Raw genomic sequence first — 13,662 nt, 5'->3', positions numbered from 1 at the left:
TGAAAGGACTCCCCGACGCCGGTCGGGGAGCTGGCTCAGAACGAATAAGAAAGATTCACAGAATAGTTACGCGCTTCGCCATAGACCGCGTAGTCGCTCAGCCAGGAATAGTAGGTGCGATCGAACAGGTTGTTGACGTTAGCCTGCACCGCCAGCTGTTTAGTAACCTGATAACGGGCAAACAGGTTAGCCAGCGGATAGCTGCTCTGGTAAACACGCTGCGTCTCGCCATCAGGGCCGGTGACGTCCTGGAAGGTGCGGTTTTGCCAGTTCATACCGCCGCCAATGGTCAGATCTGGCAGCCCCGGCAGACGGTAACGGCCAAACAGCTTGAATGAGGTTTGCGGCATATTGCTGTTAAAGCGGCCTGCAGAATCTCTCGCCACGTAGCGGGTCGCGCCAAACGTCATTTGCAGGTTATCGGTTACGGCTCCGTTTAACTCAAATTCTGCCCCTTTGCTCACCGCGCCTTTTGTGGCCACGTAGGCCTGTTCACTGCTGTTGTTAACAAAATTATTGCCATCCGTCTGGGCAGCATTCTCTTGTTCAATGCGGAACACGGCGAAATTTGACGTCAGACGGCCATCGAACCAGTCGGCTTTCAAACCGGTTTCATAGTTCTTTCCGGTCACCGGCGAGAGGTAGCCGCCGCTGCTGTCGCGCTTCGTTTGCGGCTGGAAAATAGAGGTGTAGCTGGCGTAAGCCGATAAGGTGTCGTTAAGGTCATAAACCAGACCGCCGTAAGGGGTCAGATTATTTTTCCGCATGTCGCCGCTGCTGCCGGTCGTGCTCCACTGGGTATAGCGTACGCCTGCAATTAAAGAGAGCGAATCGGCCAGCGAGAGACGTGCTGCGGTATAAGCCGATTTCTGCCGGACTACGTCATCGGCGTTCTGATACCAGTCGCCCCACTGTGGCTCAACGACTTCGCCGCTCCAGCTGTTGTTCACGCTGCCCATTTGTTCGCTGTCCAGCTCGCCATCTTCACTGTAGGTTTGGTTGTGCTGACGGCTGTAACTGACGCCCGCCATCAGCTGATGCTGACGCCCAAAGAGTTCAAACGGGCCGCTGGCGTAAGTATCAACAGAATCGAGCTTGCGCGTTCCCCGGTCACGGCTGCCAAAACCGGTGGTGCCTTCACCCGTCTCGGCGTCCGGGAAGCCTTCGATATAAAGCAGTTTGTCGTTGAACGTTTCTTCCGCATGCGTACCGTTGAGGCGGAAATTCCAGCCGTTATCAAAATTATGGGAAAGAGTGGCAAAAACTTTACGCGAATTCAGATTGTAATGCGTCCAGTCGGCGGCAACGCTGGTGTTGCGGTTGAAATGGGTGCGCGTGCCGTCGCTATACCAGGTGGGCAGCCCGCCCCAGGTCGGGTTGCCGGTATTGCTTTCCTGATAGTCGTAGCCCAGTGAGGCCGTGGTGTTGTCAGTAATATCCGCATCCACCACGCCATACAGAAATTTTTTGCCTTTGTGATAACGGTCCAGCTTGCTGTCCTGATCCTGATAACCGGCAACCACGCGGCCACGCACGGTGCCCTCTTCATTCAGCGGCCCGGAAACATCCGCCACGTAGCGCTGTTTGTTCCAGCTGCCGTAGCTGGCATCCAGATTGCCGGTAAACGTTTTGCTGTCCGCCTGCTTGCGCACCATATTGACGGAAGCCGCCGGGCTGCCTGCGCCGGTCATCAGCCCGGTTGCGCCGCGCACCACCTCAATACGGTCATAAATGGCGGTATCCGAACCCGCATCGCCAAAGTTCCACGTATCGCTGACCGAGGTCGGGATATCATCGAAGGTAAAGTTCGTTATCTGGAAACCGCGTGAAAAGTAGGAAGAGCGTTCGCTGTCAATCACCTCGGTGGCTATGCCGGTGGTGTTATCCAGCACCTCGCCTACCGATTGTAAATTCTGATCCTGCATACGCTGTTTCGTTACCACGCTGAGAGACTGCGGGACATCGCGTGGCGTGAGCAGCATTTTGGTTCCTGCACGGGTGGTTTGAACCGCATAGTCCTGCTGCTCAGCACTGTTATCCGCACTGGCGCTCACGACCATATCTTGCTGTGCTGCTGTCGTGGTATCAATCGCCGCAGCGTGTGCGGGATGGATAACGGTTTGAATGGCCAGCGTCAGTAACGAAACGGTGAAGGTCTGTTTAATGGTCAACGTGCGTCCCGCCGCGTCGCCTTCCCTGCTTTTAAAAGACATAAAAACCCTTTGATTGTTTGTTATACGCAGCCCAAGGCGCTTCTTTTGTTATTGTCCTGCCACCAGCATCCCGCGCACACCCGCACGCTTGGGTATCGGTCAGGTAACAGGCGACTGATGAGAATCAGAATGATAATTATTTGCTTTACAGACGTCGCCAGCGTTATGCACTTAAGATGTAACAATTTGTTATTACAGCCTTCTCTGACCGTTACGCCGCCGTGTGACGGGCAGCGAGCTAACAACAAAATAGTCATCCAACGCCGAATGTTGCATTTACTTAGATTTTGTTAATGCGTATGATTCTCATTCTTTTTATCACGCAAAGGCTGGCAACGCCTTGCCAGCGTTAGTTTTTATTATCGGGGTTTACATGAAATCTTTGCTCAGTCAGCGTAAAGCTGTGGTTGCGCTCGCGGTTGTTGCCGCTTTCAGCCTGACCGCCTGTCAGGCACCAGCAGGCAAAACCGCCGCGCCAACGGCGGCGTCAGAACCCGCAGCGACTCAGGTTTCTCAGCGCCTTATCGGCAATGGCCTGTATGAAATGGCGGCGGTTCCCGCGGCTAATGCGCTGTATGTTGCCAGTGCACAATCGTTTAAGGACGTTAACGGCGGCGTGATCTACCGTCTTGATCCGACTTCACTGGCTGATAAAGGTGAAACCCATACCGATCTGAAAAACTTTGCCATGGCGACCGATCCTGACGGCAGCGTGTTCTACACCACCAATACGCTGGATGGCGGCGTCTCCAAGGTAGAGGCTAAAAGCGGCAAGGTTTTACAGCGCCTGATGTTCAGCGAGAAAGGCCCGGATGGCGATGCGTTAGGCGCGCGTGAAGTTTTCTGGCATGAGGGAATGCTCTATATCGGCGGCGTGGGCGATCCAGGATTGATTTGGGTGGTCGATGCCAAAACTATGAAGCTGAAAACGCGCATTCGCAATGCCGGGAAGTGGGTTACGGGCATCATCTGGTCTGCGACAACCGATCGGATTTATGCGGCAAACGGCGGCGGCGAGATCCTCGTCATCAATCCGCATACGCATAAAATCGAGAAGCGCCTGACCGCAGGCGATGGCAAAGCTTATCTGTTCCTCAACCTGGCGTCCGATCCGGCTACCGGACGGCTGTTCGTGACCGATGATTCCAAAGCGAAAACTACTCTGGTATTTGACGAACGCAGCGGCAAGGTCATTAAGCGCATTGAAGGCGACGCGCTGGGTATTAAATTCAATGCCAAACGCAATGAAATTTACATCAGCCAGCGTGAATCGAAGAAAGTCTTGCAGCTCGATGCCACCAGCTATGCGGTGAAAAACAGCTGGTCGTTCGACAGTCATCCTAACAGCCTGCTGGTTTCAGACGACGGTCAGACGCTGTATGTCACGTTGAAGCAAGATTTCAACAAGGACAATTCCACCAAAGGTCTGGACAGCGTGGCACGCATCTCGCTGAAATAATTTGCTGGATTTTGCTATCAGCACGGTGCCCGCGGGTGCCGTGCTTATCCTGTTTTCAGCCGATCTTGCGTTACCCAGCGCTGTTGTGGAAACAGCAGCAGACGAATATTAAAGATGAAAAACATTGGCATAAAGGCGCTTTTGTCCAGCGTCGCCAGCGCTTCCAGCCTGAATAACAGCAGGTCCAGCTCGTCGAGCAAATCCTGATGCGGCCTGACCTGTAACGATTTCATCCGCCGTTTCAGATACAGCCCCAGCTCGTGAAACATCGCTCCACTGTCGATATGGTAATAGTCCAGCACTTCACGGTGACGCGCATAGAAGTCGTAGCAGTATGCGCCAAGCCAGGCTTCAGTAATCAGATTGCCGCCCGCGTCTAAATCCGGATCGGGATCGAGTTTTTTTCGCGGCAGGATAATATTCACTTTATCCAGCTGGCTGGAAACAAAATGCTGTCGCGCCAGCAGCGATGCGGCGTTGCGCTCCACCTCTTTGATAAACCTCAGCAGGTCTCGCAGGCCTTTTCGCAATGCGCGTTTCGCGGTCCAGGCAGGACGCTTGTTGCGAATAATTGCGGTGATGATGACCGCAAACAGGATCCCGATTAATGAAGACATCGCCGCATTAGGTACCGAGGTATAGCTGGGCTTAAAGTGGTGGCTCATGCCGATAAAACCCGGGATTTGAATAGCGACACTCAGGCCAATCAGATTGGTTGAAGGCCGCGCAATCACCAGCCCAAGCGCAAACAGTACCGGTGCGAGGCAAATGATCAGCGCTTCAAAGGTGATAGCCTGAGGGATCAGCACCACCACGTAGAGTATGCTAATCACCAGCGCGATCAGCACCCCTTTAATAAAGCGCTTCATTGGGGTAATCGGGCTGTCCATACTGGCGAAAAACGAGCTGGTGATCGCCGCCATCATCGGCGCGGTTGCCCCATCCACCCAGCCGCTGCCGATCCAAAACAGACAGGAGAGAAACGTTGCCAGAAAGGCGGTAAATGCCGACAGCAGCACCAGCCCTTTATCAATATGCCTGCTGGCGCGCGCGCTTTTATTCAGCCGTGAATCGCCGGACACATCGCTGACCAGGGTACTGACGCTTTGATAAGCCCCGGCAATGCGCACGAAATCCACCAGCCGCTCCAGCAGACCCATCAGCAGCAGGCTCTCTTCCGTGTTCAACACGCCGTGATGCCAGGCCGCCCGCAGCTGACGCAGGCTTTCGGCGAGGATTGCCTGAATTTCAGCTGTATCATTAATTTTGTCACCGGTATTCAGCCACAGCAAAAACTGTTGAAACGCCTGCGCGACGTATTCGGGGAAGCGGATCTGCTGCATGCCTAAAAGATTCAGCCGCACTTCGATAGCGGTTAGCGTCGGGATCAGATAGGAAAGATGCTGATACTGCACGCTGACCAGCCGGATCAGCTTCCGTGCCGCATCGCCTTCGTAGACATAGTGGGTAATCAGTGTTTCAACGTTCAGCGGAAAATTCGCCATCTGAATAAGAATATCTTCGCGCTCCAGCGATTTATCCTTTGGCATCACGGTAATCAGCTCGCTGCACAGCTTGCGGGCATTCTGATACCAGACGCTGACGCTCTGCTCAAGCAGGCTGCGCATGGATACCGGCAGGATCAGCTGGTGTACCAGCGTACTGCAAACAATGCCTAAGGTGATCTCTTCAATCCTGGAAATCACCGTTTCGGTGATCGACGAAGGCGAAAACACGTTGGGAAAGCCCATGATCGCCGCACTGTAGCCTGCCAGCATAAACACGTAGCTTTTTGGCGTCCGCTCGTGCAGAGAAAGGTATAAGCAGACCCCGACCCACAGCGACACGCACAGGCTGAACAGCATCGGATCCTGAACGGTTTCGGGATAGATCAGGAAAATAAATACGCCGCCCAGCAATGTGCCCAACAGACGGAATACCGCTTTCGACATCGTGGAGGCGGAGTAAAGCTGTGAGGTGACATAAACGGTGGTCAGTGACCAGGCCGGTTTTTCGAAATTAAGTTCAAGAGCAATAAAAAGTGCCAGGAATGCGGCCAGACAGGTTTTAGTTGAGAACAGAACTGCGTTTTTAGAAAACCACTTCATGATGAAAAGATCGTACCATTGCACGCTGCGTGGCGCGTATCCTGACAGAAGGTGTAGTTTCACGCTCTCAGATTTTTACTACAAGTTATTACAACAGTGCGGGAGTGTTTGAATACTAAGGAAATTGATATTTATTTAGTTTTTACAATAAGTTGCGCACGCATTGCAAAGTTTTTACAGCTTTTATTCCCTGCGGCACCTTGGCTTTACTGCTGAAATTTCATTCAGCCCGCTGTCGGTGAGTTTTACACCTCGATATGCGTCGCCAACGCAGACGGAGGTAACCTGCGGGATGCGGTCGGGAAAATCTGCTGGGGTTCTCGCCGTCAAAATTTTTCGTGATACGAGCAGCTTAACTATTTCTTCCTTCAGCGCTGCCAGAAGGGATTGCGACTGCTTTTCAGTGCCGATGGCTTTCCGTACTGCCCCCTTCTGCCCACTCCCAACTCATTCTTTTTTGCTGGCGCTGGCAAGATTTTTTGTCTGCATCTTCGTGCCGCTCAGGACTGCCCAAAGCCACCCACGCTCCAGCGGAGTAACCGATAACATGCGCTTTTTTGTATCCCAACTCATCCATAATTTTAACAATGGATAAAGCCTGTTTTTGTTGGGTATAGAATTCTTCTACATTTGTTTTTTCGCTTTCTCCATGACCTATAAGATCCGGACAAACAATGTGAAAAAACGGACTAAGGACGGATATTAAGCCGCTGTCTTTCCAGGACTTTCTGTCCATCAGAAGGCCATGAAGCATTATTACCAGGGGGCCTTTTCCCTCTGCATGATAAGACAACCGGGGTATTCCTGATGTATGGAGCATATATTTCCCTTTTATTTATCTTATGTATGTAAGCATGCACACCTTGGGCGAAACTGTTTAAGAAGCGATTTTTATGTCCGCTGCTCGCCCATAGCTGCCAGTCAGATACTAAGAACTCCTGAAGGTATTTCGGCAGCCGTTGTGTATGCATGAACCGAGTCGGTTGTCTGTCCCATTCATGACTTCACTACCGTACTGGGTTTCTCAGGCATAATTGGTGTGTGACTTTATCCATACCAGATAAAGCAACAAAGCCAGCTCGTTCATAGAAAGTGAATGCCGAAGAGGGGGCGTTCGTGTTGATAAAATCAAACCAGCGGCCAGCATCCTTTAGAATTTCACTGAGCAGGCCGCTGCCAACCCGTCTATTTCGCCATCCAGTGTCTACATAAAAATGTCGCAGACGTCCGGTGCCAGTTGCTTGCGTAAAAGGATCGATGTTAAGTCCGCACACGCCAACAATTAAACCATCAACATAAGCCCCAATCAGTTTTTCTCCGGGCCTGTCAAAGCGGTTATCTCCGCTAAGCCAATTTTCTTCCAGCCGACGTAGCATATTAAATCCTTCAGCCATGCTCTGCGATCTTAGCTCAACAAATCCTGGGCTGTTCGGGGTGAGGTTTGCGAATTGGATATCCATGAGTCGTTCCAATGATTTCAGTCTGCATAGTCTGGACAGGATTACCTGAATGTCCAGTATGACCGTGGTACTGCGCTTGCCTTTATGGTCATAAATGTCCCCTGAGTGCCAGAAGCGGACATTTCACACTTCTGCTTACGTGGCCAAATCGGTATTTCACTACACTTTATAGAATTTATATCAGGAGGTAAGATAAAATGAAGGTTAACTGGAGTTTCATCCTAAACAGACTCACCGTTCAGTTCATGATTTACTCAGAAATAATCACTGTCAGAGTTCATGAAAAAAATACAGGTAAGGGATTATCAGATGCCGTCTCTATACACACTCAATGACCTACTCGGGTTGCTTGTTTTTTCCCGGAAATATCACTTTCTCCACAATGATCTGGACCGCCTATTCATTGCATGGGCTGAAGATCAAATCACCGAAGGAAATGATTCAGAGACTCTTTTAATTCTCGCTTCACTGGGGCTTGATAAAAAATCTGAGCGGACAGAGGTTGAATTATTTATGTCACGGTACATGGCAGAGCAGCGGATAGACCTGCCACCGCTAAAAGCAGCAGCATTAGTCTGGATCAAGCTGTTTGTACGTCAACTTTCCCAGTGCGCGTCCATCCATGATGCAGAACAAAAAATGTATTTTCTGGTGTGTCATTGGTTTGAACCTGACGTAAAGATTTTCGCTGCGATCGTCGATACCCTGAAATCGCTATACTGGCATCTCTTTGATGAATGGGAGGGACCAGGCACAAGCGAAGCAGCAAGGATGGAGGAGTCAGAATTCTTTGAGCTGATTAATCGTGCAATGCTGCCCTATTCACGTAAAATTGAGGACCCAGATTGGCTGGATCTGCTAGTTCGGTAGTTTTTCCCATCATCCTGAAAGATGTATTTTCTGTGTGCATAATTCCATCAGATTTGACTTCCCTTTTGCATTTTACTTGAGTATATCCAGCAACAATATCATCGTTCCCCCGAGGAACCGGGGCATAAGATCGAACGTGATTTAACAGCCGTTCTGTGCCAGAAGCGGACATTACTTACACAGGGATGCTAATCAACAGAGGGTTGCTCACTAACTTTTAGATTTTGACTTAGATGCTAAACGACCAACCAGACTGTTTCAGGATAGTTCGCGCTTATCCAGACACAACTGCAAAAACGTCAGGTCAAGCCAGCGGCCGAACTTGGTGCCAACCTCTGACATTCGGCCAGCTTCAGAGGATCCTGGCTTTTTGTGCAGTGCAATTGATGCAGCGTTTTCAGATTCAATGCCTGCCACCATGATGTGCTTACCTTGTTTTGCAGCCAGTCTGATAAGTTCTTGCATTAACCTGGTGCCTGCTCCTGCACCCCGCGTATCTTTATGAACGTAGACGGAGTGTTCCACGGTGTGCCGGTATCCGTCCCAGGAACGCCAGTCACCATAAGAAGCATATCCCAGTACTGCGTCCGTTTCATCCACTGCCACGATGACCGGGAAACACACCATGCCAGCCTTCCATAGCCGATCACTATACTATTTGGGTATTCATTTTTTAATATCTACTGTTCGCTCTTAGCGGACAGCCTTGTGTCAGAATCTGGCTTTAAAACGTAAGGTGCATCCCTGAACGATTAGCAGCTCGTGACCTTAAAATTATCCATAAATATCCGGCGACGGACGTAATGAAGCCCACTGCTCAGTGCCATGCCCGTAAACCACGAACGCCGCTTTTTTGCTTTCAGCCAGGTCTGCAATTTTTGCATGCTCCGCCTGATACACGGTTTATCCTCCCTATCAGTGACAAACATCTGACGTGTAGCCGCAGCTGCCATCAAGTGATGCATAACAGCGTCAGCGGCGAGCAAAACGGTTCCTGTTTCAGAAAACTGCACTAAAAGAGACTGATGATCAGGAACATGCCCACTGGTTTCAAACAGTACAATGTCCGGCTAAAATGGAGAGAGACCCACCTGGTAGCGGGTATAAAATGATCATGCTTACATTTCAGCGCGGAAATAAGTTAAGCATGATTTTCGATTATGTTGATGCTACTGATAAATCAGTTATCGCTTTATGAGGTAACAGGCGGGAAATAAGAAGCCCCGTAATCTGTCCAGCCGCGGCAAGATAAAAAGCGAGCTGTAAGGCATTTGCGAGATCACCCCCGGATGCTTCCAGCGACAGGCTCTCAGCCCCGCTCCCGGATAACGCTATCAGCAAAGCGATACCGATGGCATTCCCCACATTCAGTGTCGTAGAAGCCATACCTGAAGCGATCCCCTGCTCGCTGTCCGTTACTCCTGAACCCGCTGCTATCCACATTGCCGTCCAGATAATCCCCTGTCCTGCTCCTGAAATCACCAGTCCGGGCATAAAGTTCGCATAAGACGTCCCCGAGCAGGCTGCCAAAGCCAGTGCCACCGTGCCCGCGATCCCGGTTAAAAAACCGATCAGCAGTGTTGTTCGTACCGGCAGGCGATTTGACAGCCGGGCTCCGAACTGCGTCCCGGCAAAGATTGCCAGTGAGGGAATAATAAATGCCAGGCCAGTCTGCAACGCGCTGTACCCCATCACAGCCTGAAACAAAACAGTCAGAAAGTAAGGCAGGGCGCCAAAGGTTCCCATATAGATGAATGTAATCACCATGCCTGTAACAAGACTGCGGTTTCTGAATAAACGTACCGGCATCAGCGGATCGTGACTGCGGGACTCAATGACGGCGAACATCAGCAGAAATACAGCGGCCAGAATCAGTGATGCAAGAATATACCCTGACAGCCAGCCATCTTCAGGCCCCTGGACCAGGGCATAAACCAGCAGAGTTGCGCCCACCGTTACCGTCAGAGCACCCGGCAAATCGAAACTGCGACGCTTGTTCTGGAGACTGTCTTTCGGTAAGACATAAAATGCAGCAAAAATAGCGACGGCTGCCAGTACAACGTTGACAAAAAAAACCGACGGCCAGCCATATACACTGGTAAGTATGCCTCCGGCAAGCGATCCCAGCGTCAGGCCGCTTGCTCCCGCGCCGCCCCAAACCGCCAATGCCCGGTTGCGTGAAGGCCCCTCCTCAAACAGTCTGTTTATAAGTGAAAGCGTGGACGGGAAGAGCAACGCAGCACCTATGCCCTGCACAGCCCGGGCAATAACGATAACAACCGGACTCCACGCTAAGCCACCGGCAAGCGAAGAAAACGCATACAGCCATAACGCGCAGATGAAGACACGACGTTGTCCCAGAAGATCAGCAGCGCGTCCACCAAACAGTAAAAAACCCCCGCAGCACACCGTGTAAGCACTGACCACCCACTGGAGTGTCTGATCTGAAAACCCCAGTCCCGCGCCAATTTCCGGCAATGCCACAAACACGATGTTGATATCCAGTGAGTAAATAAGCTGCGCAAACGCAAGTAGCGCAAGGCTCCAGTGCTGTAAACGAGGGGCACCTGAGTCCGGTGAGGATATGGCCATAGAGGAATCTCCGTATCAATTTAATTGGCTATTGTACGCATACATACGTACAATTAAAGTATGTATATACTCGTACAATAGTCAACTGATAAAATTTAAAGTAGAGTACCGATATGTTGATTACCAGATGAGAAGCCTGATGATTCCTAACCACCCTGAAAGGGAAAACATACGTCTTGAAAACGTGCTGACCGCTTTCGGACATCCGCTCCGCCTGACAGTGTTGCGTGTACTGGCCGGTGGAGGTGAGCATGCCTGTAGCGCCGTTTTGAGCGGTATTCCAAAATCCACGCTAACTCACCACTGGCGTGTATTACGCGACAGTGGGGTTATCTGGCAGCGTCCTTTTGGGCGCGAAAATTTACTCTCGCTGCGTCGGGAAGACTTAGATACCCGTTTTCCGGGATTACTTGAGGCACTATTAGGTGCTGTTGAAAATGATGCGCTAACGCTGGATGCGACCACAAAAAATTTGCCACCACGTTCAGCTAACGAATAAAGACGTTATGTAAAGCTAAAATAAGTGAACAACCGGCCTCCGACAGTCAGGACCTCCCTCAAAGCCGCCTGTACGGCTGGATTGTTTGACAAGATACATTCCGCACGCTCCCTTTTCCTCTCCGGCATTTCAGCCTTTTTCATTGCTATAGTGAAAAGGAAATCTGCAAAAGGGAGAAAAACGTGACTCATCAATTTACCCGCCGTCGATTCCTCGCCCTGTCCTCTTTGAGTGCTGTTGCAGTGGCCGTTCCCGCGTTGACCGCACGAGCTGCAACGCAGCAACAACCCGCTGCCCCCGTCGCCACCCGCGAAACCTATGCCAACGCCGTTGCCGTGGTACAGAAGGCCGTCTGTAGCCTTGGGGTTTATGATTTTGTTTCCGGCAAAAGCCTGGCGCAAATCCCGTTACCCGAACAGAGCCACGAGCTGGTTATGACGCCCGATCGGCGTTATGCCTTTGTTGCGCAATACGGCGCCAAAAAATGGGCCGCACCGGGCGTTGGCGGCAACCTGATTACCATGGTGGACATGCAAAAGTTGAAGGTGGTGAAAACGCTGGATCTGACGCCCTGGCACCGCCTGCACGGCATTCGGATGGATAAGCATGGACGGTTATTTGTGCTCAGTGAAAGCAGCTCGGTACTGATCCGCTTTGATAATCCTGTCGATAAGGATGAACCTGACGCGGCAATCCCGGTGAACGGCGTTCGCAGCCACTATTTTGTATTGAATGATGAGGGTAGCCGCGCCTGGATAACGGATACGCTAAGCGGTCTGGTCATTGCAGTAAATACGGAAGATCCTTCGGTTCCGGTACAAAAGCTTTTGGCCGGTAAAGCACCGGAAGGAAGCTGTTTAAGTCCCGATGAGAAGACGGTTTACGTCGTGGATCGCTATGGTGACGCCATCAAAGCGTATGATTCAGAGACGTTGAAAACACGTTATTCTGCAAAAACGCAGGGAGAGAGCGTGCGGGCTGCCGCGCTACAGGATGGCAAAATCCTGCTGGCAAATGCGGCGCGGAAAAGCCTGTTATTGTTCAGTCCCGATTTAACGTTTCAAAAAGAAATTTTCCTCCCGGCCAGCCCTACCGCTATCACGCTTACGAAAAATGCCGGCCAGGTATTAACCTCAACCGAAGACGATAAGTTAACCCTGGTGGATATCGCCAGCAGCCAGCTTTTACGCGCCATCAGCACCGATAAAGGCGCTGACGCCTCGGTTCTGTTCCACTATCAGGGATAAATTTGCGCTCTTCGTCGCCCGTGGTAATATACGTTTCATATATGTTTCGTATAAATCTTACGGGGGACAAGATGGGCATCGTTAAAATTTCCGATGTGATGCATGAAAACCTGCGCATTGCCTGCAACGCGCTCAGCCGGTCGATGAATTCACAGGCCGAACACTGGCTGAAAGTGGGCATGCTCAGCGAGCTTTATCCCGATCTTACCCATCATGAGATTGCGCGCGCGCTGGTTCAGGCTGAGCTTGAAGGCGGTACGGACATTACCAGGATTATTCAAAAAGCGTCAGCTATGGAGGAAAGAGCGCAATGAGCAAGGTAAAACTTCACAATCAGCAGGAAGTTGAAATGGCGCGCGCGGCGGGTCATGCGGCAGCCAAAGTGCTGGAAATGATCAAACCCCATGTTCGGGTAGGGGTAACTACCGATGAGCTTGACCAAATTTGTCATGATTTTATCGTTAACGAGCTAAAGCTGATCCCGGCCAACATCGGCTATCACGGCTTTACCCGTACGGTGTGTACCTCAATCAACCATGTGGTTTGCCACGGGATTCCGGCCGATAAGAAGCTGAAAGATGGCGATATTATTAATATCGACGTGGCGGTGATCAAAGATGGCTGGTACGGCGATACCAGCAGAATGTATTACGTCGGCGAACCTTCCGTGCGTGCGCGCCGCCTGGTCGATATCACTTATCAGTCGATGGTTGCCGGTATCAAAACCGTGCGTCCCGGCGCCACGCTGGGTGATATCGGTGCCGCTATCCAGCAGGTAGCCGAAAATGCGGGTTTCTCAGTCGTGCGTGAGTATTGCGGTCACGGTGTCGGTCAGGAATATCACACCACGCCACAGGTACTGCATTATGGGCAGCGCGGCACGGGCCTGGTTCTTGAAGAAGGGATGATTTTTACCATTGAGCCGATGATTAATGCCGGTAAAGCCGCCACCAGCGTGCTCTCCGACGGCTGGACGGTGGTGACGAAAGACCGCTCGCTCTCCGCACAGTGGGAACACACCGTTGCCGTTACCGCGACAGGCTTTGACTTACTGACGCCGTGGCCGGAAGGCACCGGCGAGTACGAAGCCATCTGAGGTTTTGTGATCGGGATCGAAACCCGTTTCACGCAGCAGATTTCTTTATGTTAGCAACAGCCCATTACAGCTTCACGTAAAGCCTTTCAGCTAAGTTAGCTTCCCGATTGGCGATAAC

General features: G+C 51.3%; 11 protein-coding genes and 1 pseudogene. 6 read left to right on the top strand and 6 right to left on the bottom strand.

Annotated features, from left to right (window positions below):
* Positions 1-35: 35 nt before the first annotated feature.
* Positions 36-2,213, bottom strand: a complete 2,178-nt coding sequence (fhuE, locus tag AAGQ96_RS08260; RefSeq protein ID WP_342755244.1) for a ferric-rhodotorulic acid/ferric-coprogen receptor FhuE — start codon at positions 2,211-2,213, stop codon at positions 36-38.
* A 373-nt stretch (positions 2,214-2,586) separates the two neighbouring features.
* On the opposite strand from fhuE, the gene AAGQ96_RS08255 reads away from it, so the two are divergent.
* Complete coding sequence (locus AAGQ96_RS08255; RefSeq protein WP_342755243.1) at positions 2,587-3,672, top strand: hypothetical protein; 1,086 nt, start codon at positions 2,587-2,589, stop codon at positions 3,670-3,672.
* 44 nt (positions 3,673-3,716) lie between these two features.
* Here the strand turns inward: AAGQ96_RS08255 and AAGQ96_RS08250 are convergent, their stop codons facing one another.
* From AAGQ96_RS08250 to AAGQ96_RS08240, 3 genes are all read right to left on the bottom strand, one after another.
* Positions 3,717-5,780 carry an FUSC family protein gene (locus tag AAGQ96_RS08250; protein WP_342755242.1) on the bottom strand — a complete coding sequence of 688 codons (2,064 nt, stop codon included), beginning with the start codon at positions 5,778-5,780 and terminating at the stop codon, positions 3,717-3,719.
* Between the two features lie 400 nt (positions 5,781-6,180).
* Positions 6,181-6,600 carry an alpha/beta hydrolase gene (locus tag AAGQ96_RS08245; RefSeq protein ID WP_342755241.1) on the bottom strand — a complete coding sequence of 140 codons (420 nt, stop codon included), beginning with the start codon at positions 6,598-6,600 and terminating at the stop codon, positions 6,181-6,183.
* A 187-nt stretch (positions 6,601-6,787) separates the two neighbouring features.
* A complete protein-coding gene (locus tag AAGQ96_RS08240; protein ID WP_342755240.1) occupies positions 6,788-7,240 on the bottom strand; it encodes a GNAT family N-acetyltransferase in 453 nt (150 codons plus the stop codon).
* A 309-nt stretch (positions 7,241-7,549) separates the two neighbouring features.
* Here AAGQ96_RS08240 and AAGQ96_RS08235 point away from each other — a divergent pair, with 309 nt between their 5' ends.
* Positions 7,550-8,110, top strand: coding sequence for a hypothetical protein (locus tag AAGQ96_RS08235; protein ID WP_342755239.1), 561 nt, complete (start codon positions 7,550-7,552; stop codon positions 8,108-8,110).
* Between the two features lie 258 nt (positions 8,111-8,368).
* Here AAGQ96_RS08235 and AAGQ96_RS08230 read toward each other — a convergent pair.
* A pseudogene (locus AAGQ96_RS08230) lies at positions 8,369-8,728 on the bottom strand (N-acetyltransferase family protein); the annotation flags it as partial.
* Positions 8,729-9,268: 540 nt separating this feature from the next.
* The gene (locus tag AAGQ96_RS08225; RefSeq protein WP_342755238.1) at positions 9,269-10,702 is read right to left on the bottom strand and encodes an MFS transporter; all 1,434 of its coding nucleotides are present in this window, start codon (positions 10,700-10,702) and stop codon (positions 9,269-9,271) included.
* A gap of 139 nt (positions 10,703-10,841) precedes the next feature.
* On the opposite strand from AAGQ96_RS08225, the gene AAGQ96_RS08220 reads away from it, so the two are divergent.
* The 4 genes from AAGQ96_RS08220 (at position 10,842) to map (ending at position 13,544) form a co-directional block, all read left to right on the top strand.
* Entirely contained in the window at positions 10,842-11,201 is a 360-nt protein-coding gene (locus AAGQ96_RS08220) for a helix-turn-helix domain-containing protein (RefSeq protein WP_147197029.1), read from the top strand.
* A gap of 182 nt (positions 11,202-11,383) precedes the next feature.
* Positions 11,384-12,448, top strand: a complete 1,065-nt coding sequence (locus AAGQ96_RS08215; RefSeq protein WP_342755237.1) for a hypothetical protein — start codon at positions 11,384-11,386, stop codon at positions 12,446-12,448.
* 71 nt (positions 12,449-12,519) lie between these two features.
* Complete coding sequence (locus AAGQ96_RS08210; protein ID WP_147197025.1) at positions 12,520-12,762, top strand: ParD-like family protein; 243 nt, start codon at positions 12,520-12,522, stop codon at positions 12,760-12,762.
* Positions 12,759-13,544, top strand: coding sequence for a type I methionyl aminopeptidase (gene map / locus AAGQ96_RS08205; protein ID WP_342755236.1), 786 nt, complete (start codon positions 12,759-12,761; stop codon positions 13,542-13,544). The genes AAGQ96_RS08210 and map overlap by 4 nt, the downstream gene beginning before the upstream one ends.
* Positions 13,545-13,662: the final 118 nt, after the last annotated feature.

Origin of the sequence: Pantoea sp. MBD-2R (assembly GCF_039134845.1) — a bacterium.
GTDB lineage: Bacteria > Pseudomonadota > Gammaproteobacteria > Enterobacterales > Enterobacteriaceae > Erwinia.
The sequence above is the reverse complement of the archived record's forward strand: the minus strand, read 5'-3'. Positions and strand labels throughout refer to the sequence as shown.